Origin of the sequence: Achromobacter sp. HNDS-1 (assembly GCF_040084795.1) — a bacterium.
GTDB lineage: Bacteria > Pseudomonadota > Gammaproteobacteria > Burkholderiales > Burkholderiaceae_B > Achromobacter > Achromobacter ruhlandii.
Window position 1 is genome coordinate 4,034,078 of sequence record NZ_CP157584.1, and the last position, 21,502, is coordinate 4,055,579.

21 protein-coding genes and 1 other RNA gene are annotated in these 21,502 nt (G+C 65.6%); 14 read left to right on the top strand and 8 right to left on the bottom strand.

The annotated features are described in order from the left end of the window. Window positions 1-3: 3 nt before the first annotated feature. Complete coding sequence (locus ABFG95_RS18735; protein ID WP_049071338.1) at window positions 4-1,734, bottom strand: proline--tRNA ligase; 1,731 nt, start codon at window positions 1,732-1,734, stop codon at window positions 4-6. Between the two features lie 65 nt (window positions 1,735-1,799). Between ABFG95_RS18735 and ABFG95_RS18740 the strand changes: the two genes are divergently transcribed. The 6 genes from ABFG95_RS18740 (at window position 1,800) to ABFG95_RS18765 (ending at window position 7,842) form a co-directional block, all read left to right on the top strand. After that, window positions 1,800-2,372, top strand: a complete 573-nt coding sequence (locus ABFG95_RS18740; protein ID WP_049071340.1) for an RNA pyrophosphohydrolase — start codon at window positions 1,800-1,802, stop codon at window positions 2,370-2,372. After that, the gene (locus ABFG95_RS18745) at window positions 2,353-3,039 is read left to right on the top strand and encodes a response regulator (protein WP_020925157.1); all 687 of its coding nucleotides are present in this window, start codon (window positions 2,353-2,355) and stop codon (window positions 3,037-3,039) included. Before ABFG95_RS18740 ends, ABFG95_RS18745 begins: the two co-directional genes overlap by 20 nt. Window positions 3,040-3,046: 7 nt before the next feature. Beyond that, the gene (locus ABFG95_RS18750) at window positions 3,047-4,579 is read left to right on the top strand and encodes a sensor histidine kinase (protein ID WP_278992734.1); all 1,533 of its coding nucleotides are present in this window, start codon (window positions 3,047-3,049) and stop codon (window positions 4,577-4,579) included. A 212-nt stretch (window positions 4,580-4,791) separates the two neighbouring features. Then, the gene (locus tag ABFG95_RS18755) at window positions 4,792-5,271 is read left to right on the top strand and encodes a tripartite tricarboxylate transporter TctB family protein (protein WP_049071344.1); all 480 of its coding nucleotides are present in this window, start codon (window positions 4,792-4,794) and stop codon (window positions 5,269-5,271) included. Window positions 5,272-5,277: 6 nt separating this feature from the next. Beyond that, window positions 5,278-6,801 (top strand): tripartite tricarboxylate transporter permease, encoded by a 1,524-nt coding sequence (locus ABFG95_RS18760; protein WP_049071345.1) that lies wholly within the window; start codon window positions 5,278-5,280, stop codon window positions 6,799-6,801. A 111-nt stretch (window positions 6,802-6,912) separates the two neighbouring features. Further along, window positions 6,913-7,842, top strand: coding sequence for a glyoxylate/hydroxypyruvate reductase A (locus ABFG95_RS18765; RefSeq protein WP_068953034.1), 930 nt, complete (start codon window positions 6,913-6,915; stop codon window positions 7,840-7,842). Here the strand turns inward: ABFG95_RS18765 and ABFG95_RS18770 are convergent. After that, on the bottom strand, window positions 7,836-8,777 hold the full coding sequence (locus tag ABFG95_RS18770; RefSeq protein ID WP_054416338.1) for a LysR family transcriptional regulator: 942 nt from the start codon (window positions 8,775-8,777) through the stop codon (window positions 7,836-7,838). The genes ABFG95_RS18765 and ABFG95_RS18770 overlap by 7 nt on opposite strands. Window positions 8,778-8,901: 124 nt before the next feature. Here ABFG95_RS18770 and ABFG95_RS18775 point away from each other — a divergent pair, with 124 nt between their 5' ends. Next, the gene (locus tag ABFG95_RS18775; RefSeq protein WP_278992735.1) at window positions 8,902-9,534 is read left to right on the top strand and encodes an NAD(P)H-dependent oxidoreductase; all 633 of its coding nucleotides are present in this window, start codon (window positions 8,902-8,904) and stop codon (window positions 9,532-9,534) included. A 51-nt stretch (window positions 9,535-9,585) separates the two neighbouring features. On the opposite strand, the gene ABFG95_RS18780 is transcribed toward ABFG95_RS18775, so the two are convergent. The 4 genes from ABFG95_RS18780 to ABFG95_RS18795 form a co-directional block, all read right to left on the bottom strand. Then, complete coding sequence (locus ABFG95_RS18780; RefSeq protein WP_049071353.1) at window positions 9,586-10,491, bottom strand: NAD(P)-dependent oxidoreductase; 906 nt, start codon at window positions 10,489-10,491, stop codon at window positions 9,586-9,588. A 52-nt stretch (window positions 10,492-10,543) separates the two neighbouring features. Continuing rightward, window positions 10,544-12,148 (bottom strand): gamma-glutamyltransferase family protein, encoded by a 1,605-nt coding sequence (locus tag ABFG95_RS18785; RefSeq protein ID WP_059269315.1) that lies wholly within the window; start codon window positions 12,146-12,148, stop codon window positions 10,544-10,546. Window positions 12,149-12,350: 202 nt separating this feature from the next. Continuing rightward, a complete protein-coding gene (locus ABFG95_RS18790) occupies window positions 12,351-13,856 on the bottom strand; it encodes a tripartite tricarboxylate transporter permease (protein ID WP_100504542.1) in 1,506 nt (501 codons plus the stop codon). A 13-nt stretch (window positions 13,857-13,869) separates the two neighbouring features. Continuing rightward, the gene (locus tag ABFG95_RS18795; RefSeq protein ID WP_049071356.1) at window positions 13,870-14,334 is read right to left on the bottom strand and encodes a tripartite tricarboxylate transporter TctB family protein; all 465 of its coding nucleotides are present in this window, start codon (window positions 14,332-14,334) and stop codon (window positions 13,870-13,872) included. Between the two features lie 398 nt (window positions 14,335-14,732). Between ABFG95_RS18795 and ABFG95_RS18800 the strand changes: the two genes are divergently transcribed. The 4 genes from ABFG95_RS18800 to ABFG95_RS18815 all read left to right on the top strand — a co-directional run bounded on the left by ABFG95_RS18800 (window position 14,733) and on the right by ABFG95_RS18815 (window position 16,649). Continuing rightward, a complete protein-coding gene (locus tag ABFG95_RS18800; RefSeq protein ID WP_100504555.1) occupies window positions 14,733-15,263 on the top strand; it encodes a hypothetical protein in 531 nt (176 codons plus the stop codon). Next, window positions 15,263-15,574 (top strand): cell division protein ZapA, encoded by a 312-nt coding sequence (locus tag ABFG95_RS18805; protein WP_006388757.1) that lies wholly within the window; start codon window positions 15,263-15,265, stop codon window positions 15,572-15,574. The genes ABFG95_RS18800 and ABFG95_RS18805 overlap by 1 nt, the downstream gene beginning before the upstream one ends. A gap of 44 nt (window positions 15,575-15,618) precedes the next feature. Continuing rightward, a non-coding RNA gene (gene ssrS / locus ABFG95_RS18810) (6S RNA) lies at window positions 15,619-15,803 on the top strand. Window positions 15,804-15,878: 75 nt separating this feature from the next. Further along, complete coding sequence (locus ABFG95_RS18815) at window positions 15,879-16,649, top strand: SIMPL domain-containing protein (protein ID WP_049071359.1); 771 nt, start codon at window positions 15,879-15,881, stop codon at window positions 16,647-16,649. Here ABFG95_RS18815 and lgt read toward each other — a convergent pair. Then, the gene (lgt, locus tag ABFG95_RS18820) at window positions 16,624-17,412 is read right to left on the bottom strand and encodes a prolipoprotein diacylglyceryl transferase (protein WP_049071361.1); all 789 of its coding nucleotides are present in this window, start codon (window positions 17,410-17,412) and stop codon (window positions 16,624-16,626) included. The two genes, ABFG95_RS18815 and lgt, sit on opposite strands and share 26 nt — an antisense overlap. 174 nt (window positions 17,413-17,586) lie before the next feature. Between lgt and ilvD the strand changes: the two genes are divergently transcribed. Genes ilvD through msrA form a run of 3 tightly spaced genes read left to right on the top strand, consistent with a single transcriptional unit; the run spans window position 17,587 to window position 20,184 of the window. Continuing rightward, a complete protein-coding gene (gene ilvD / locus ABFG95_RS18825) occupies window positions 17,587-19,272 on the top strand; it encodes a dihydroxy-acid dehydratase (protein ID WP_049071362.1) in 1,686 nt (561 codons plus the stop codon). Beyond that, entirely contained in the window at window positions 19,256-19,591 is a 336-nt protein-coding gene (locus ABFG95_RS18830; RefSeq protein ID WP_054503554.1) for a c-type cytochrome, read from the top strand. Before ilvD ends, ABFG95_RS18830 begins: the two co-directional genes overlap by 17 nt. Before the next feature lie 38 nt (window positions 19,592-19,629). Next, complete coding sequence (gene msrA, locus ABFG95_RS18835; RefSeq protein ID WP_059269319.1) at window positions 19,630-20,184, top strand: peptide-methionine (S)-S-oxide reductase MsrA; 555 nt, start codon at window positions 19,630-19,632, stop codon at window positions 20,182-20,184. An 84-nt stretch (window positions 20,185-20,268) separates the two neighbouring features. On the opposite strand, the gene hppD is transcribed toward msrA, so the two are convergent. Further along, window positions 20,269-21,381 (bottom strand): 4-hydroxyphenylpyruvate dioxygenase, encoded by a 1,113-nt coding sequence (gene hppD, locus ABFG95_RS18840; protein WP_049071368.1) that lies wholly within the window; start codon window positions 21,379-21,381, stop codon window positions 20,269-20,271. Between the last annotated feature and the right edge of the window lie 121 nt (window positions 21,382-21,502).

Sequence of the window (21,502 nt, forward strand, 5' to 3'; positions counted from 1 at the left end):
GGTTTACAGCGTGTCGAGTTTCGTCAGCACGGCTTCAAGCGCGGACTCTACCGGAATCTTGGCCGCTTCGGTTTCCCGACGGGCCTGCAATTCCACCACACCGTCGTTCAGACCGCGTTCTCCAACTGTTACACGGAGCGGCGCGCCGATCAATTCCCACTCGGCGAACATCACGCCGGGGCGGGCATCGCGGTCGTCCAGGATGACGTCCACGCCGCGCGCCAGCAGCGATTCGTACAGCTTCAAGGAGGTGTTACGCACGGTTTCGCTTTTGCCCCAGCCCACCGGGCAGATCACCACTTCGAACGGCGCGATGGCGCGCGGCCAGATGATGCCGCGGTCGTCGTGGTTCTGTTCGATGGCCGCGCCGACGATCCGGGTGATGCCGATGCCGTAGCAGCCCATCTCCAGGACGGCCGGCTTGCCGGTCTCGTCCAGGAAGGTGGCCTTGAGGGCTTCGGAGTACTTTTTACCCAGGTAGAAAACGTGTCCGACCTCGATGCCGCGCTGGATCGACAGCGTGCCCTTGCCGTCCGGCGAGGGGTCGCCGGCCACCACGTTGCGCAGGTCGGCCACTTGCTCGGGCTCGGGCAGGTCGCGGCCCCAGTTCACCCCCTGGATGTGGAAGTCTTCGCGGTTGGCGCCGCAGACGAAATCGGCCATGTTGGCCACGGTGCGGTCGGCGATGACGTGCACCGGGCGCGCGGTGCGCACCGGGCCCAGGTAGCCGGGCTTGCAGCCGAAATGCTCGACGATTTCGCTTTCGGTGGCGAAGCGGAAGCCTGCCAGGCCGGGCAGCTTGCTGGCCTTGATCTCGTTCAGTTCGTGGTCGCCGCGCAGCAGCAGCAGCCAGATATCGACCTTGCCCTTGTCGCCGTCGGTGGCCAGGACGATCGACTTCACCGTGCGTTCCAGCGGCAGGTCCAACAGGCGGGCCACGTCTTCGCACTTGGCGGCGCCCGGGGTGGCCACGTCGGCCATGGGCTGGGTGGCCGCGCCGCGTTCGGCGTACAGGCTGGGGGCCTCGGCCAGCTCGATGTTGGCGGCGTAGTCGGAATCGGCGTTGTAGACCAGCAGGTCTTCGCCGGTGTCGGCGATCACCTGGAATTCATGACTGCGGGTGCCGCCGATGGAGCCCGTGTCGGCCGCCACGGCGCGGAATTCCAGGCCCAGGCGGCCGAAGATGCGCATGTAGGCGGCGTACATGGTGTCGTAGCTCTTCTGGGCGCCGGCTTCGTCGCGGTCGAAGGAGTAGGCGTCCTTCATGGTGAATTCACGGCCGCGCATCAGGCCGAAGCGGGGGCGGCGCTCGTCCCGGAACTTGGTCTGGATGTGATAGAAATTCAGCGGCAGCTGACGATAGCTGTGGATCTCGTTGCGGGCGATGTCGGTGATCACCTCTTCCGAGGTCGGCTGCAGCACGAAATCGCGCTGGTGCCGGTCCTTGATGCGCAGGAGTTCCGCGCCGTATTGCTCCCAGCGGCCCGATTCCATCCAGAGCTCGGCCGGCTGAACCACCGGCATCAGCAGCTCGATCGCGCCCGAGGCGTTCATTTCCTCGCGGACGATGGCCTCGACCTTGCGGATGATCTTCAGGCCCAGGGGCATGTAGGTGTAGATGCCGCCCGCGAGCTTGCGGATCATGCCGGCCCGGGTCATCAGCTGGTGGCTGGCGACTTCGGCTTCGGAAGGGGCTTCTTTGAGGGTGTTGATGTGGTAGTTGGATGCGCGCATGTTTAAAGGTGGCAGCAGATACGTATAATCGACTGTAATTGTATTGAATTCGGTGGGGGTGGCCCATGCTTGACCGCGAAGGCTACCGCCCCAATGTCGGCATCATTCTCGTCAACGGTCGAAACGAGGTCTTTTGGGGCAAGCGTATCAGGGAACATGCCTGGCAGTTCCCGCAGGGCGGCATCAAGTACGGCGAAAGCCCGGTGCAGGCCATGTATCGCGAGCTCCATGAAGAGGTGGGCCTGAAGCCCGAGCATGTCCGTATTTTGGGGCGTACACGCGATTGGTTACGTTATAACGTGCCCGATCACTTCGTCCGGCGTGAGTGGCGTGGCCACTATAAAGGACAAAAACAGATTTGGTTCTTGTTGCGCCTGGTGGGACGTGACAGCGACGTTTGCCTGCGCGCGACGCAGCATCCGGAATTCGACGCCTGGCGCTGGAGCCAGTACTGGGTGCCGCTGGATGCCGTGATCGAGTTCAAGCGGGACGTCTATACCCAGGCGTTGAACGAGTTGTCGGCAATCCTCTTTCGGCGTCATCACGAAACCCGCTACCTGCGTCAGCGCGTGCATGGGCAGCGGACGGCAGAGAACTTGCCCGAAGGAACGGACGGTCATGCGCATATTGTTGGTTGAAGATGAACGGGACATGGCGTCCTGGCTGATGCGCGCGCTCGCGCAGAGCGGGTTCGTGCCGGATCACGCGGCCGATGCCCGCACGGCCGAAGCCTTCATGGCGGGCACCGAATACGATGCCATCGTCATGGACCTGCGCCTGCCCGACAAGCATGGCCTGGTGGTGCTGCGCGAGATGCGCAACCGCGACGACCGCACCCCGGTGCTGCTGCTGACCGCCCAGGGCGCGCTGCAGGACCGCGTGCGCGGCCTGAACCTGGGCGCCGACGACTTCCTCACCAAGCCGTTCGCGCTGGAAGAACTGGAAGCCCGCCTGACCGCGCTGGTGCGCCGCAGCCGCGGCCGCCAGCACCCGCGCCTGCAGTGCGGCTCGCTGTCCTACGACAGCGAGAGCCGCGCCTTCACGCTCGACGGCTCGCTGTTGTTCCTGACCCCGCGCGAGCACGCCGCCCTGGCGGCGCTGCTGACCCGCAGCGGCTATCCGGTGGACAAGTCGCAGCTGTTCGGCAAGGTCTTCACCCACGACAGCGAGGCCAACCCCGACGCCATCGAGGTGGTGCTGCACCGCCTGCGCAAGAAGCTCGCCGGCAGCGACGTGCGCATCGTCACCGTGCGCGGGCTCGGCTACATGCTGGAAAGCGTCGCCAGCGAAGCCGCCGACTCCTGACACCCTCGTGAGCCTCCGGATCCCTGGGTTGCCGCGGGTCGGCATTCGCGCCCTGTTGATCATCCTGCTGCTGCCCGGCGTGGTGGCGCTGCTGGTCATCGACAGCCTGAACGACTACCGCACCCTGTCCGAGATCACCAACGAGGCCTACGACAGCGCCCTGGTCGAGCCCGCCCGCGTGCTCGAAAGCAGCCTGGAATTCACGCCCGACGGCGCGTTGCAGGTGGCCACGCCGCTGTACGCCCAGGTCATGCTGGAGTCGCGCGCCGGGCTGCGCAAGTATTTCCGCATCGAGCAGATCGATCCGCCGCTGCCGGACGATTCCCCGGTTCCGGCCGAACAGGGCAAGACGCTGCTGGGCATGCCGGACCTGCCGCGCCCGCCGACCTGGCCCCGTTCCAATGGCCTGCCGGTGTTCTATGACGGGGTCTATCGCAACGACCCGGTGCGGGTAGTGTCGCTGGTGCGCGACCTGTATTACCAGGGCGCGCACCGTCAGGTGCTGGTGCTGGTCGCCGAAAGCACCGGCAAGCGCATCGAGGCCGAGAACAACGCCCGGCGCCAGGAAATCCTGCGTGATGCGCGCATGCTGGCGCTGGTCGTGCTGCTGGTCTGGTGGGGCGTGTCCTGGGCCTTGAAGCCGCTGCGCCGCCTGCGCGCCGACATCCGCAACCGCCGGCCCGATGACCTGACGCCGCTCGACGCCTCGCGCGTGCCCAGCGAAGTGGCGCCGCTGGTCGATGCCGTCAATCACCACATCGCCCGCTATCGCCGCGTCCTCGAAGAACAATCGCATTTCCTGGCGGATGCCTCGCACCAGTTGCGTACGCCGCTGGCCATCATGCTGACCCAGGCGCAATACGCCCTGCGCGAACGCGATCCGGCGCGCGCCCAGGAAGGCTTGCGCGCCATCGTCGATCAGCTGGGGCGCACCCGCCGCCTGACCGAGCAATTGCTGTCGCTGGCGCACGCCAACCAGGCGGACCCGTTGCCGCGCCAGTTGCTCGACATGAACGCGGTCTCGCGCGAAGTGGTGTTGCAATACCTGCCGCTGGCGCACGAAAAACAGCAGGACCTTGGCTGGGTGCAGGCCGCCAACGGACAAGGCCAGGAAATCGACGCTCCGGTGTCCGGCAACGAGGCCGAGCTGCACGAGGCGCTGTCCAACCTGGTGCACAACGCCATCCACTACGCGTCGGTCGGCGCCCGCATCACCGTCTCGGTCAGCCGGCTCGGCGACCGGGTCGAGGTCGCCGTGTCCGACAACGGCCCCGGCCTGGAACCGATGCTGCGCGCCCGCGCCTTCGCCCGCTTCGAGCGCGTCGGCACCGACAAGCCGGTGGCCTCATCGGGGTCGGGCCTGGGGCTGGCCATCGCCCGCGCCTATACGCGGCGCAACGACGGCGATATCGAACTGCGCGACGGCGAACCCAATGCGCAGGGGGGCGTGGGCCTGGCCTCGGTGCTGTGGTTGCCGCTGGCGACGACCGTGTCGCAGTATCCGCGGCCCGCCGACGTCGAGTTCACCGGCGAACAATAATTCCGCGAAGCTTTCATTCCTTCCTCCTAGTCCGCATTGCGCATCACACCGTTTTCCATCAGGGATAACCCCCGGATTCAGGATTGCGACAGCGCATAGAAAGCGGATTAGCAGCTTCCTTCCGTAATCTGCCAGCCGGCTTGTTGTAAAGAGCCGGATGGCGCACGCTCTTGGCGCCATCCCGAGGGCCGGCACGGCCCTGCTTCAGGAGGATGGAAGTGCAAAAAACAATTAATAGAAAGGACTATTACGGCGGCGCGCTGATGGTCCTTATCGGATTGGGGGCGATCTACGGTGGTACGGACTATCACATCGGAACGCTCAGCCACATGGGTCCGGGGTTCTTCCCCGCGGCATTGGGCGGCCTGCTGGCGTTGACGGGAATCCTGATCGCCATCTCGGCGCGTTCCGGCGAATCCACGCCGCCCGCCCCGGGTGACGGCCATGCGCATGGCCTGCCCGATCTGCGCGGCAGCGTCTGCATCCTGCTGGGTACGCTCGCGTTCCTGCTGCTGGGCCACTATGGCGGCCTGCTGCCCGCCACGTTTGCCATTGTCTTCATCTCCGCCCTGGGCGACCGCAAGAACACGGTCAAGCAGGCTTTCGTGCTGTCGGTCGGCATGTCCGTGATCGCGGTGGTGGTTTTCTGGTGGGCGCTGCAACTGCAGCTGCCGCTGTTTCGCTGGGGTTGATGCGCCATGATTTCTCAAGCTCTAACCGACCTCTGGTACGGCTTCGGCGTCGCCTTCCAGCTCCACAACCTGATGTGGTCGTTCTTCGGCGTGCTGGTGGGCAACCTCATCGGCGTGCTGCCCGGCATGGGCGCGCTGTCGGCCATCTCGATCCTGCTGCCGCTGACCTACGTGATGCAGCCGGTGCCTGCCATCCTGATGCTGGCCGGTATTTTCTACGGCTCGCAATACGGCGGCGCCATCGGCGCCATCCTGCTCAACCTGCCTTCGCACCCGCCGCACGCGGTGACGTGCCTTGACGGGTATCCATTGACCAAACAGGGCAAGGGAGGAACGGCGCTCGGCATTACGATGATCTGCTCGTTCTTCGCGGCCTCGGTCGGCATCATCGTCATGATCTTCGCCTCGCCGCTGCTGGTCGAAGTCGCCTTCAAGTTCGGCCCGACCGAGATCTTCTCGATCATGCTGCTGGGCCTGCTGGCCGGCGCCACCATGTCGCGCGGTTCGCCGCTCAAGGGCGTGGCCATGACGCTGTTCGGCCTGATGTGCGGCGTGGTCGGCACCGACGTGAACACCGGCACCATCCGCTTCTCGTTCGGCCTGCTCGACCTGTCCGACGGCCTGGAACTGGTGGCGATCTCGATGGGCCTGTTCGGCGTGGCCGACTTCCTGATGAGCGTCAACCGCATGACCATCATCGGCAGCGGCGCCAAGCTGCGCCTGCGCGACATGCGTCCCAGCAAGCAGGAATTGAAGACGGCCTTCTGGCCAATGGTGCGCGGCACCGCCGTGGGCACGCTGTTCGGCGCCATGCCCGGCACCGGCCCGACCATCACCACCTTCGTGGCCTACGCGCTGGAACGCAAGATTTCCAAGACGCCCGAGAAGTTCGGCACCGGCATGATCGCCGGCGTGGCCTCGCCCGAAGCCTCGTCGCACTCGAAGACGCAGGTCGACTTCATCCCCACGATGAGCCTGGGCATCCCCGGCGACGCGGTGATGGCGCTGATCCTGGGCGCGCTGCTGATCCAGGGCATCCAGCCCGGCCCGCAGCTGATCACCGAGCATCCGGACATCTTCTGGGGCCTGATCGCCAGCTTCTGGGTTGGCAACGTGCTGCTGATGGTGCTCAACGTGCCGCTGATCGGCGTCTGGGTCAAGCTGCTGCAGGTGCCTTACCGCTACCTGTTCCCGTCGGCGCTGTTCTTCATCGCGGTGGGCGTGTTCAGCACCCAGAACAGCCTCTTCCAGATCTGGGAAGTGCTGGCTTTCGGCGTGATCGGCGCCGTCCTGATGACGCTGGAATTCTCGGTCGCGCCGATCCTGCTCGGCTTCGTGCTGGGGCCCATGGTCGAAGAGAACTTCCGTCGCGCCTTGCTGTTGTCGCGCGGTGACCTGGCGGTGTTCGTCGAACGTCCGATCAGCGCCTGGTTCATCGGCGCCAGCGCGCTGCTGATCCTGCTGCAGGTGTGGGCTTTCCTGCGCCGCGGCAAGAACAAGAACAAGCCGCAAGTGACGCAAGCCGCCTGACCGGCCTCGCGTTCCGCGTGCAGACACGGCCCGGCTTTCATGCCGGGCCGTTTGATTTGTGCGCCGTCTTCCCCCATGCTTGCGATTTCCCGAGCCCGTCCGGATCTAGCCATGCATATCCTTTTCGCCTGCCCCCTGCACGACCCCGACGTCTGGGTTCCGCGCCTGCAAGCCGCCATGCCCGGCTGTCGCATCTCCGTCTGGAATCCCGATGGCCCGCCCTCCGGCGCCGAGGTCGCCCTGGTGTGGAAACCCCCTGTGGAACTGTTCCGGCACGAGACCCGCATCGAGACGCTGTTCAATCTGGGCGCGGGCGTGGATGCCTTGCTCAAGATGAAGGAAATCCCGCCGCACGTGCGCATCGTCCGCCTCGAGGACGCGGGCATGTCGGTGCAGATGGCCGAGTACGCCCTGTACGCGCTGCTGCGCGTGTCGCGCGACTTCCAGGCCTTCGACGAATCACAGGCGCGTCAGCACTGGGATACCCGCGAAGGCACGCGCCAGGCCGATTGGCCGGTGGGCGTGCTGGGCCTGGGCCAGGTGGGCGCGCGCGTGGCGCAGACGCTGGCCGAGTTCGGTTATCCGGTGGCGGGCTGGTCGCGCACGCCGCGCGATATCCCCGGCGTGGAGTCCTTCTTCGGGCAGGACGCGTTGCCGGCCTTCCTGGCACGCACTCGCTTCCTGGTGAACGTGCTGCCGCTCACGCCCGACACCCGTGGCATCCTCAACCGCGACACGCTCGGCCAACTGCTGCCCGAGGCGCACCTGGTCAACGTCGGCCGTGGTGAACACCTGGTCGAGGAAGACCTGGTGCGGATGCTGGAAGAGGGCGAGATCGCCGGCGCGACGCTCGACGTGTTCCATACCGAGCCGCTGCCCAAGGACCATCCGTTCTGGCGCGATCCGCGCGTGCATGTCACGCCGCACATCGCCGCCCGCACGCTGCGCGACGAAAGCATCGAGCAGATTGCCGGCAAGGTCGCCCGGCTGATGCGCGGCGAGCCCATCACCGGCGTGGTCGAGCGCGAGCGCGGCTACTGAGCGGCAGGCGCCGTGGCGCCTTGCTTCTCCAGCCGCTGGTAGGTGGGAGGCAGGCGCTGCGACAGAAAATCCAGCAAGGTGCGCACCGCCGGCATCATGCCGCGCCGCGACGGATAGATGCAGTGGACGATGCCTTCCGGCGACTGCCACTGCGGCAGGACCGGCACAAGTTGGCCGCGGCGCAGTTCCTCCTGGGTCGCGATCGACGGCAGCAACGCGATGCCGCGGCCGCGCACGGCGGCCTCCACCAGCACGATGAAGTCGTTGCACGACAACTGCGGCTTGAGTTCGATATGCACCTCTTCGCCCTTGTCGTTGCGCAGCGGCCAACGCACTTCGTTTTGCGGGTCGCTGAAGCTCAGGGTGGTGTGCGAGGCCAGGTCCTGCGGCGTGTCGGGCGCGCCGTGGCGCTGGATGTAGGCCGGGCTGGCCACGAGCGTGCCGCGCGCCGTGCCCAGGTGGCGCACCACCAGTTCGGCGTCGGTATCGAGCTTGGTGCGCACCCGCAGCGCCAGGTCGACCCCTTCGCGGATCAGGTCCACCCGGCGGTTGGTCACCAGCAGCTGGACCGAAATGGCCGGCCAGGCGTCCAGGAATTCCGGCAGCAGCGGCGCCAGCACGTCCTGCGCGATCGAGACCGGACAGCTCACCACCACCGGCCCGGTGGGTTCGGCCTGCAACTGGCGCATTGCGTCGTCGGCCGCGCGGGCCGAGGCAGCCATCTCGCGGCAGTAGTGCAGATAGCGTTCCCCGGCGGCGGTCAGGCGCAGGCGCCGCGTGGTGCGGTGCAGGAGCCGCACGCCCAGGCTTTCCTCCAGGTGGGAAATACGGCGCGACAGGCGGGATTTGGGGATATCCAGGGCCCGCGCCGCCGCGCTGAAGCCGCCTTGCTCTACGACTTGGGAAAAATAATAGAGGTCATTTAGATCTTGCATGATTGTTCTATGCTTGGAACGAACAGTTCATCATACCCGGGTTTATGTGATCAATTAAGCGATCTACAGTGAAGCCATGCACTCAAGACCCGCGCTTTTCGCGGTCCGCACTGGAGATCACGTTATGAAGACCCTCGTCATCCTGTCCTCGATTCTCGGCAACCGCTCGCACAGCAAGGAGCTGGCCGATCACATGGTGGCCCGCATCAAGCAGGCCGACCCCGCCGCTGTTATCACCACCCGTGATATCGGCGCCGAGCCGCTGCCGTACTTTGACGGCGCCACCGCCGGCGCGCTGTTCACGCCCGCCGATGCGCGCACCCTGGAGCAGCAGCGCATCGTCGAACGCAGTGACGCCCTGATCGCGGAACTGCTGCAGGCCGACCGCATCGTGTTCGCGGTGCCGGTATACAACTTCACCCTGCCGGCCCAGCTCAAGAGCTATCTGGATCACGTGGCCCGGGCCGGCGTCACGTTCCGTTATACGCCGGAAGGCGTGGCGGAGGGGTTGGTGAAGGGTAAGCAGGTGTTCGTGCTGACGGCGCGTGGCGGCAAGGCCGAAGGCACCCCCAACGACACCATGACGCCGTACCTGCGGCAGATGCTCGGCTTCCTGGGCATGAACGAGGTCACCTTCATCGCCGCCGAAGGCATGGCCATGGGCGAAGTCGCGGCGCTCGAAGGCGTGGCGCTGGCGCGCCAGCGTATCGACGCCCTCGACCTGGCCCCGGCGCGGGGTGCGCTGCAGGCCGCATGACGCAATGAAAAGCGGCCCCTCGGGGCCGCTTTTTTTTTGTCAGACGGTCGGTCAATCGCGCAGGCGCTTGATCAGGCTGGACGTATCCCAGCGGCCGCCGCCCATTTTCTGCACGTCGCCATAGAACTGATCCACCAGCGCCGTCAGTGGCAGCCGGGCGCCGTTGTGGCGCGCCTCGGCCAGCACCAGGCCGAGATCCTTGCGCATCCAGTCCACCGCGAAGCCGAAGTCGAACTTGTCGTCGACCATGGTGCCGCCGCGGTTCTCCATCTGCCAGCTCTGCGCCGCGCCCTTGCTGATCACATCCAGCACCAGTTTCATGTCGAGGTCGGCCGCCTGGCCGAACGCCACGGCTTCGGACAAGCCCTGCACGATGCCGGCGATACAGATCTGGTTGACCATCTTGGCCAGTTGTCCGGCGCCCGGCGGGCCCACGCGCGTGACGGCGCGGCCGAAGGCCTGCGCCACCGGCTTGACCGCATCGAACACCGCCTGCTCGCCGCCGCACATGACCGTCAGCACGCCGTTGACCGCGCCGGCCTGGCCGCCGGATACCGGCGCATCGATGAAATTCAGGCCCAGGTCCTTGGCTTGCGCGTACAGCTCGCGCGCCACGTCGGCCGAGGCGGTGGTGTGGTCCACGAACACCGCGCCCGGCGCCATGCCCGCGAACGCGCCATCGGGGCCCAGCGTCACGCTGCGCAGGTCGTCGTCATTGCCGACGCAGGCAAACACGATCTGCGCGCCGGCCACGGCCTCGCGCGGCGTCACGGCGCTGCGGCCCCCGAACTCGGCGGCCCAGGCCTGCGCCTTGGACGGCGTGCGGTTGTAGACGGTGACGTCGTGCCCGGCGCGGGCCAGGTGGCCGGCCATGGGCAGGCCCATCACGCCCAATCCGAGGAATGCGACTTTCTGGGCCACGACTGCGTCGTAGCTCTTGGTACCGATCGATGCCATGCAGGGGACTCCGCTGTGGAAAGGAAAACCTGAGGCAGTAACCTTAACGCAATCAAAAGCCGGCGGCGAGTCCGTCGCGACGGCTGTCGCTGGCGCTGACGTAGCCATCCACCGCCGGGTCGCCCAGGCGCCAGATGAACTGGCCGGAACCGAAATCCATGTACGGGTCGTCGATGCCTTCGAGCACGTGGCCGCGGGCGCGCAGGCCTTGCGCCACGGCGGCGGATATCGAGGGCTCCACATCCACCGCCAGCCCCTGGTTCCATTTCCAGCGCGGCGCGTCGCAAGCGGCCTGCGGCTGCTGGCCGTAGTCGAGCATGCGCACCAGCGTCTGCACCTGGCCTTGCGGCTGCATGTTGCCGCCCATCACGCCGAAACTCATGACCGGCGCGCCGTCGCGCATCAGGAAGCCCGGGATGATGGTGTGGAAGGGGCGCTTGCCACCCGCCACCGCGTTGGGGTGGTCGGCTTCGGTGCTAAAGCAATGGCCGCGGTTCTGCAGGCTGACGCCGGTGCCCGGCACCACCACGCCCGAACCGAACCCCATGTAGTTCGATTGGATGAAGCTGACCATCATGCCGCTGCGGTCGGCGGCAGTCAGGTAGACCGTGCCGCCCTGCGGCGCATGACCGCAGGCGAATGCCTGGGCGACATTCGGATCGATCAGCCGCGCGCGTTCGGCCAGGTAGTCGGCGCGCAGCATCTGTTCGGGCGTCACGCGCATGTGGCGCGCGTCCGCGACGTGCGCATAGACATCGGCGAAGGCCAGCTTCATGGCCTCGAGCAGCAGGTGCTGGGTGTCGGGATGATCGATCGGCCGCGCCGCCAGGTCGAAGTTCTGCAGGATCCCGAGCGCGATGAGGGCGGCGATGCCCTGGCCGTTGGGCGGAATCTGGTGCAGCGTATGGCCGCGATACGCCTGGCTGACGGGCGTCACCCATTCCGGCGCGTAGTCGCGCAGGTCGGCCAGCGTCATGGCGGCCTCGTGGGCCTGCGCATGGGCCACCAGCTTGTGGGCCGTTTCGCCTTCGTAGAAATCGCGGCCGCCGCTGGCGGCGATGCGCTTGAGCGTCGCCGCGGCGCCTTTCAGCGTGAAGTGCTCGCCGATGTGCGGCGCCCGGCCCCGCGGCAGGAAGTGTTCGGCGAAACCGGGTTGCGGCTGCAGCACGTCGGCCTGTGCGGCCCACTTCTGATGCACCATCGGGCTGATGGCGAAGCCGCGCTCGGCATAGTCGATGGCGGGCGCCAGCACGTCGGCGAACGACAGCCGGCCCAGTTTTTCATGCAGCGCGGCCCAGCCGGCCACGCAGCCCGGCACCGTGACGCTGTCCCAACCGCGGGTCGGAATCGCGCCCTGGTGCCGGCGGCGGAAATAGTCCGGACTCCAGGCGGCGGGCGCCGGCCCCGAGGCGTTCAGGCCATGCAGCTTGGAGCCGTCCCAGACGATGGCGAAGCAATCCGATCCCAGGCCATTGCTGACGGGTTCGGTCAGCGTCAGCGTCGCGGCCGCGGCGATGGCCGCATCCACCGCGTTGCCGCCACCGGCCAATACGCGCAGCCCGGCCTGCGCCGCCAGCGGCTGCGAAGTGGCCACGATGTTGCGGGCGAAGACCGGCGTGCGCGTTGTGGGATAGGGGTTGTTCCAGTCGAAATTCATCTCGAATCATCGCGTGGGGGTAAACCCGTAGCTTAACGTAGATGCCGGCGTTTGCATCCACACTCTGTATTGAGTTGTAGCAACTGGTTTCGAGCGCGGCACGCGCTCGGCGCAGGCGCAACCGCGCGGCCAAAGAAAAACCCCCGGCAAGCCGGGGGTTTGGGCGGGAGCGAAACCGCCGCGCAATGCGGCGGCGCCGTCCTCAGTCTTCTTCGACGAAAGTCTCTTCGCGCTTCTTGCGGATCGCCGGCAGGGCCACCAGGATCACCAGGAACACCGCCACGGCCAGCAGCGAGGCCGACAGCGGACGCGTCACGAAGGTGCTGAAGTCGCCGCGCGACAGCAGCAGGGCGCGACGGAAGTTCTCTTCCATCATGGGGCCGAGCACCAGGCCCAGCAGCAGCGGCGCGCCTTCGCACTTCAGCTTCGACCAGACATAGCCCACGACGCCGAACATGGCCGTCGTGAAGATGTCGAACGAGTTGTAGTTGAGCGAGTACACACCGATCGTGCAGAACACCAGGATCGCCGGGAACAGGATGCGGTAGGGAACCTTGAGCAGCTTGACCCACAGGCCGATCAGCGGCAGGTTCAGCACCACCAGCATCAGGTTGCCGATCCACATCGAGGCGATCAGGCCCCAGAACAGCTCGGGGTGGCTCGTCATCACTTGCGGGCCGGGCTGGATGTTGTGGATCGTCATCGCGCCGACCATCAGCGCCATCACGGCGTTGCCCGGGATACCCAGGGTCAGCAGCGGGATGAACGAGGTCTGCGCGGCCGCGTTGTTGGCCGATTCGGGGCCCGCCAGGCCGGCCGGGTGGCCCTTGCCGAAGCGTTCCGGATTCTTCGAGATCTTCTTTTCCAGCGTGTACGACGCGAACGAGGACAGCACCGCGCCGCCGCCCGGCAGGATGCCCAGGGCCGAACCCAGGGCCGTGCCACGCAGCACGGCGGGCGCGGATTCCTTGAATTCCTGCTTGTTCGGGTACAGCGAGCCGATCTTGTCGGTGATGTCGACGCGGTTTTCCTTCTGCTCCAGGTTGGTCATGATTTCGGCGAAGCCGAACACGCCCATGGCCACGATGGCGAAGTCGATGCCGTCCTGCAGTTCCGGCACGCCGAAGTCGAAGCGGGCCACGCCCGAGTTGACGTCGGTGCCGACCATGCCCAGCAGCAGACCCAGGATGATCATCGCGATCGCCTTGGGCAGCGAACCCGAGGCCAGCACCACGGCGCCGACCAGGCCCAGGCACATCAGCGAGAAGTACTCGGCGGGGCCGAACTTGAAAGCGACTTCAGCCAGCGGGGGCGCGAAGGCGGCCAGCAGCAGCGTGGCCACGCAACCGGCGAAGAACGAACCCAGGGCGGCGATGGCCAGCGCGGCGCCAGCACGGCCGTTACGGGCCATCTGGTGACCGTCCAGCACGGTCACCACCGCGGACGTTTCCCCTGGCAATGCCACCAGGATGGCCGTGGTCGAACCACCGTACTGGGCGCCGTAGTAGATACCCGCCAGCATGATCAGGCCGGCCACCGGCGGCAGCACGTACGTGATCGGCAGCAGCATCGCAATGGTCGGGACCGGGCCGATGCCCGGCAGCACGCCGATCAGCGTACCCAGAACGCAGCCCAGCAGCGCGTACAACAGGTTCTCGGGCGTGAACGCCACCGAGAAACCCAACATCAGGTTGTCAAACAATTCCATGACCGGTAGCTCCTCAGTTCATGCCCAGAAACGACGGCCACAGCGGGAAAATCAGCCCCAGCCCCTTGACGAACGCCAGATACGAGAACACCACCAGGAAGATGCCGTTGGCGACGGCGACCTTGAGGCTGAACTCGTGGCTGGCCAGGCTGCTGAGCACCACCAGCAGGAACACCGAGATATAGATACCCAGCAGTTTCAGGACCAGGCCGTAGACGACCACGGATCCGACCACGAGGAACACGATGCGCCAGTCGAACTTGTCGACGTGGGTTTCCTGGGCCTTCTTCGACATCGAGCCAAGCAGCACGATGGCACCCAGCAATGCGAGGACAATGCCCAGCCAGAAAGGAAAATACCCGGGGCCCATACGGGCGGCAGTACCCATTTGGTAGCTGCTGGCTTGCCAGGCGAATCCCAGTCCAAGGGCGATGAACATCACCCCCGACCAGAAGTCCTGTCGATTGCGTAGCTGCATGATTGGTTGGCTCCTGTTTACAGCATGTAGATAAAAAGAGGTTTGTGATCTGCCCCGGCTGCCGGAAAGCCATGTGACAGGCACAAAAAAGGCACGACTCGGTGCCCGGTGTTCTTCTGAAAGCTTCGGCGTGGCTTCTTGAAAGGGCGAATGGTAATGGACGCCTGCAGCGATGCAAACCCTGTAAGCTAGGTGAAAGCCTGGGGTTTTCCCTAAAATTGGGGAACTCCCGATCCCCAGATGTAACGGGGCGGTCAGATTGAGGGTTGTTTGAAAGCTAAGTGAAAGTTGATAGAAAGAAATGCGAAAGCAGGTTCGCGTGACCTGCCGCTTGCCGGACGCGCGGGACTTTTCTAGTTGTGCCTGATCAGGTATGTTGCCCGCCGCCGGCCATGCCGCTGCATTTCCTACTGAATATTGCCGTGTTTCTCACCTTGCGTGAAGCGGCCCGATTCCCACCTGGATGGTTTACGATAGCGCCCATGCTGCAAGACCTAGACCAACTCGCCGCCCGTATCGGGCAACTGGTGCAACGCACCCGGCAACTTCATGCCGAGCGTGACGCATTGCGCGCCCGCCTGAACGAAACCGAAGCGGAGACGCGCGCGCTCAAGCAACGCGCCGCCGACCGCGACGCCGATATTGCCGCCCTGCAGGCCAAATTGCAGGACAACGACGGCGCCGTCACCGCGATGCTGGAGCAGGCGCAGAAGGCCGAAGTGGCCTTGCGCGAACAGCTCGCTCGCGAAGCCGCCGAACGCCAGTCGCTCGAGGCGCGGTTCTCCGCCCGCGAAACCGAACTGCAGGGCAACCTGCAAAGCCGCGACACCGAACTACAGCGCCTGCGCGTGGCCGCCGCCGCGGCCCGCGAGCGCATCGACGCCGTCCTGGCCCGTCTGCCGGGTGCGCCGTCCGGAGAGCAACACTGATGGAACGCGTAGATGTAACGATACTCGGGCGCGACTACTCGCTGGCGTGCTCGGCCGAAGAAAAGCCCACGCTGCTGGCTGCCGTGCGCCACGTCGACCAGCTCATGCTGCGCATCCAGGGCACCGGCAAGGTTTCCAGCAACGAACGCATCGCGGTGATGGCCGCGTTGCAGGTGGCGGGCGAGCTGCTCGCCATGAAGGCGCCCGATGGTCCGCTGGGCGGTTTGGCGGTCGGCGACTTCAAGCGTAGAATCGAGGACATGAACGCAGTCCTAGACGACGCGCTGTCAGGGCAAGAAAAGCTGCTCTGACGTTCATAAGCGGTTTTCACCCAGGTTTTTTCAAGTTTTTCAGTTTGTCCCTGCCGTGTCCGTGACCTGGCCATACATTCTCTGAACCTATGTCTTATGGCATATTGGTTGCGGGAGTGCAGAGCTGGAGCGATTGTCTCTCGTAGACGAACCCGACGCTCTTCGGAACGCGACCACCTTGAACCTCAGGGTTCGAGATGCCGGCCTTGACGGCACAGGCGGGGCATCTATCCCAGCGGACCTGCCACGAGCGCAGGTCCGCGTCGGGCGCCTCCCCCATCGTCCTCCCTCATAGGACCAGTCCATGTCGAAATCCCCCGTTTTTTCGCTGACCAAACTTGGCGCGGCGTGCGCGGCCGTGGCCGCTCTCTCGCTGGCGCAGCCTGTTTTTGCGCAGGCACCGACGACGGCTCCCGCCACGGCGGAATCCGCCGCCAACCGGTCGCCGGAACTGACGTTGCAGGCCACCGCCTCCTCCGAGGTCAAGCAGGACACGGTGCGCATCTCGCTGTCGGCCGAGACCGAAGCGGCGGATCAGCCCACCGCCGGCAAGAAGCTGACCGAGATGCTGGACGACGTGGCCAAGCGCGCGCGCGACACCAAGGGCGTCGACGTGCGCACCGGCAGCTTCAACGTCTGGCCCAATTCCACCAGCAGCAGCAAGGGCAAGACCAGCACCACCTGGCGTGGCCAGGGTGAGATCATCCTGGAATCGAAGGATTTTGCCGCCGCCGCCGCGCTGGCCTCGAAGCTGTCGGACAAGACCGCCATTTCCAACATCAGCTTCTCGCTGTCGCGCGAGGTGCGCGAGGCCGAGGAGCGCAAGCTGCTCAAGGAAGCCGCGCAGGCCTTCAAGGATCGCGCGCTGGCCGCGGCCAACGCCTTCGGCTTCTCGGGCTACCGCCTGAGCAAGCTCGAACTCGGCGGCGCCGGCGGCGTCACGCCGATGCCGCGCATGATGGGCGCCATGGCCAAGGACGCTTCCGGTGGCGCCGGCTACAGCGCGGACGTCCCCCTGGAAGCAGGGGACGTCACGGTCAGCATTTCGGTCAACGGGACGATCGTTTTGCAGTAAGCACGAACATGATGGCGCCCAGGGCGACCATCGGCAGGGACAGCCACTGTCCCATGCTCAACCCGCCCGCGAGCAGGCCCAGGAAGTTGTCCGGCTCGCGGGTGAATTCCACCAGGAAACGGAACGTTCCGTAGCCCATCAGGAATACCGCGCTCACCTGGCCCAGGGGGCGCGGTTTGCTCGAAAACCACCACATCAGCGCGAACAGCACGATGCCTTCCAGCCCCAGCTCATACAGTTGGGACGGATGGCGCGCGATGCCGTCGCCGCTGCTCGGGAACACCATCGCCCACGGCACGTCGGTGGGGCGGCCCCACAACTCGCCATTGATGAAATTGCCCAGTCGGCCAAAGCCCAGCCCCAGCGGGATCAGCGGCGCGATGAAATCGCTGACGGCGAAGAAGGGCAAGCCCTTCTTGCGGGCGAACAGCAGCATCACCAGGATCACGCCGATCAGCCCGCCGTGGAACGACATGCCGCCTTCCCACAGGTAGGCCACTTCCAGCGGATGCGCCAGGTAATAGCTCGGCTTGTAGAACAGCACATAGCCCAGCCGTCCGCCCAGCACCACGCCCAGCACGCTGTAGAAGATCAGGTCCTCCAGGTCGCGCACGTTCAGGGAGGTGGTATGGCCGCGCGTGATGCGGCGCCGGCCCAGCACGTATACCAGCGCGAAGCCCACCAGGTACATCAGCCCGTACCAATGGATGGACAGGGGCCCGATCTGCAGGGCAACGGGGTCGAATTTTGGATATTGCAGCATGTTCCGCCCGACACAATGAAGTTGAATGATAATAACCGGCGAGCCCCGCGGTAGATCGACATGCAAGCCCCAGCATGCCGGTGTATCCCGAGACTCGCCCGCGAGCGAGCTGGCTACCCACCCGGGCGCGATCGCCATGTCCGCGCCCTGACGGCCGACAGGAGACAACAGACCATGTCGCACAATGAACGTTCCCGCCACATCACGCACGGCGTCGCCCGGGCTCCCAATCGCGCCATGTATTACGCGCTGGGCTACCAGGAAGCCGATTTCGAGAATCCCATGATCGGCGTGGCCAATGGCCATTCGACCATCACGCCGTGCAACAGCGGCCTGCAGCGCCTGGCCGATGCCGCCATCGAGGCCATCCGCGGCGCCAAGGCCAATCCGCAGGTGTTCGGCACGCCCACCATTTCCGATGGCATGTCCATGGGCACCGAGGGCATGAAGTACTCGCTGGTGTCGCGCGAGGTCATCGCCGACTGTATCGAGACCGCCGCGCAGGGCCAGTGGATGGACGGCGTGGTGGTCATCGGCGGCTGCGACAAGAACATGCCGGGCGGCATGATCGCCCTGGCGCGCATGAACGTGCCGGGCATCTACGTCTATGGCGGCACCATCAAGCCGGGCCGCTACCAGGGCAAGGACCTGACCATCGTCTCGGTGTTCGAGGCGGTCGGCGAATACACCATGGGCCGCATGGAAGAGGCCGACTTCAAGCAGATCGAGAAATGCGCCATCCCCGGTTCGGGCTCCTGTGGTGGCATGTACACCGCCAACACCATGAGCTCTGCCTTCGAAGCCATGGGCATGAGCCTGCCGTACTCCAGCACCATGGCCAACGAGGACGACGAAAAGGTCGTGTCGGCGGCGGAATCGGCCCGGGTGCTGGTGCAGGCCGTCAGGCGGGGGCTGCGTCCGCGCGACATCATCACGCGCGAGTCCATCGAGAACGCCGTTTCCGTCATCATGGCAACGGGCGGCTCGACCAATGCCGTGCTGCATTTCCTGGCCATCGCCCACGCCGCCGAGGTGCCCTGGACCATCGACGACTTCGAACGCATTCGCCAGCGCGTGCCGGTGCTGTGCGACCTCAAGCCATCCGGCAGATACGTGGCGACCGACCTGCATCGTGCCGGCGGCATTCCGCAGGTCATGAAGCTGTTGCTCAACGCCGGCCTGCTGCACGGGGATTGCATCACCATCACCGGCCAGACCGTGGCGCAATCGCTGGCCGACGTGCCCGATACGCCGCGCGCCGACCAGGACGTGATCATGCCGCTGGACCGCGCCCTCTATCCCCAGGGCCACCTGGCGATCCTCAAGGGCAACCTGTCGCCGGAAGGCTGCGTGGCCAAGATCACCGGCCTGAAGAACCCGGTCATCACCGGACCGGCGCGGGTCTTCGATTCCGAGGATGACGCCATGGCCGCCATCATGGCGCGCCAGATCCGCGACGGCGACGTGGTGGTGATCCGCTACGAAGGCCCCAAGGGCGGGCCAGGCATGCGCGAAATGCTGGCGCCGACCTCCGCGTTGGTCGGACAGGGGCTGGGCGAAACCGTGGGCCTCATCACCGATGGCCGCTTCTCCGGCGGCACCTGGGGTATGGTGGTCGGCCACGTCGCGCCCGAGGCCTTCGTGGGCGGGCCCATCGCGCTGATCCGGGAGGGAGATTCGGTTACCATCGATGCCCACCAGCTGCTGTTGCAGCTCAATATCAGCGACGAAGAAATGGCGGCTCGTCGCCAGGCCTGGGTCCAGCCCAAGCCGCGTTATACACGCGGTGTGCTTGCCAAGTTCGGCAAGCTCGCCAGCACCGCGAGCCGTGGGGCGGTAACCGATGCATTTGATACGTAGTCTGTTGGCGGTCGCCGCCGGCCTGCTGGCCGCCGGCGCGGCCCAGGGGCAAACCACCGGCCTGGATCTGGCCAAGAGCAAGGCCTGCATGGCCTGTCACCAGGTCGACGTCAAGCGCGTCGGACCGCCGCTGGCCAGCGTGGCCGAGCGCTACGCCGGGCAGGGAGATGCCATGGTGGATTACCTGGCGGGCAAGATCCGCGGGGGCGGCCGCGGCGCCTGGGGCGCCGTGCCGATGCCGGCGCAAACCCACGTCAGCCAGGAAGACGCCCGCCTGCTGGCCGAATGGATCCTGACGCTGGCGCCGGCCAAGAAGTAGTCGTATCGTCTCTGGAAAGTTTCAGCAAAGGAATCGTCATGGCAGAACAACCCTCCCCGGGCAATGAGGTCGCCGTTCTCGGCGGCGGCTGTTTCTGGTGCGTCGAGGCGGTCTTCACCGACCTGCGCGGCGTCAAGAGCGTGCTGCCCGGCTACAGCGGCGGGCACGTCGACAATCCCACCTACGAACAGGTCTGCGGCAAAGACACCGGCCACATCGAGGTGGCGCGCGTCGAATTCGATCCCGCCGAGCTGTCGTACAGCGACCTGCTGCGCGTCTTCTTCGCCACCCACGACCCGACCACCCCGGGCCGCCAGGGCAACGACATCGGCCCGCAGTACGAGTCGGCCATCTTCTGGCAGAACGACGCGCAGCGCGAGCAGGCCGAGGCCGTCATCGCCGAGGTCGAGGCGCAGAAAGTCTACGACGCGCCCATCGTGACCAAGCTGCTGGCGCCTGCGCGCTTCTGGCAGGCCGAGGACTATCACCGCGATTATTTCGCGCTGCATCCCGAGCAGGGCTATTGCCAGTTCGTGATCGCGCCCAAGGTCGCCAAGTTCCGCAAGCAGTTCCAGGATCGCCTGAAGAAGTAGGACAGGCGAAAAAAAACCTCGCGCAAGGCGAGGTTTCAAGGCCGGCGCCGGGCACATGGGTACCGGCGCTGGCGGGGGAAGCGGTCAGTCGACGGCCTTCACCACGCCGCGGCGCATCTGGTCCAGCTCGATGGACTCGAACAGCGCCTTGAAATTGCCTTCGCCGAAACCGTCGTTGCCCTTGCGCTGGATGATCTCGAAGAAGATCGGGCCGATCTGGTTCTCGGTGAAGATCTGCAGCAGCAGGCCGCCGTCGGGGGCGCCGTCCAGCAGGATGCGGTTCTTCTGCAGGCGCGCCACGTCCTCGCCATGGTTGGGCAGGCGGCGATCCAGCAGCTCGTAGTAGGTTTCCGGCGTATCCAGGAACACCACGCCGTTGGCGCGCAGCGCCTCGATCGTGCCGTAGATGTCCTCGGTGGCCATGGCGATGTGCTGGATGCCCTCGCCGCGGTACAGGTCCAGGTACTCCTGGATCTGGCCTTTCTCCTCGGTGCCTTCCTCGTTGATGGGAATGCGGATGTTGCCGCACGGCGAGGTCATGGCCTTGGACTTCACGCCCGTCACCTTGCCCTCGATGTCGAAGTAGCGCACCTCGCGGAAGTTGAACAGGCGCTCGTAGAACTCCGACCACTCGGCCATGCGGCCCTTGTGCACGTTGTGCGTCAGGTGGTCCACCAGCGTCAGCCCGGCGCCGCGGTGGTTCAGGTCGGCCTGCGCGTTCTGCGGATCCACCGGCACGAAGTCGACGTCATAGATGCTGATGTCGCCGATGCCGCCATGGCCTTCCTTGCCATTCCAGCGGTCCACCAGGTAGATCAGCGAATCGCCAATGCCCTTGATGGCGGGAATGTTCAGTTCCATCGGGCCGCTGTGCGAGTCGAAACCCCACGCGCCCAGTTCCAGCGCGCGCTTGTACGCGGCGGCCGCGTCCTGCACACGGAAACCGATCGCACAGATCGACGGACCGTGCAGGCGGGCAAAGCGCTGCGCAAAGGAATCGGGTTCGGCGTTGATCAGGAAATTCACGCCGCCCTGGCGGTACAGCGTCACGTCCTTGTGGCGATGCTTGGCGATCGCCTTGAAGCCCAGCAGTTCGAACACCTTGCGCAGCGCGGCGGGGTCCGGCGCGGCATATTCGATGAATTCGAACCCGGCGGTGCCCATCGGGTTGTCCCAGGGTTGGAAAGCGCTGCTCATGAGTCTGCTCCCTTGAGTCGTTATAGAGGCGACTTGTCGTTCAAGTCTAGGATGAAGATTGTAGGGAGGAAAGGCAGGCAGACAATTGCAAACATGTCGCGAAAGGGGCGATGTTGAGCAA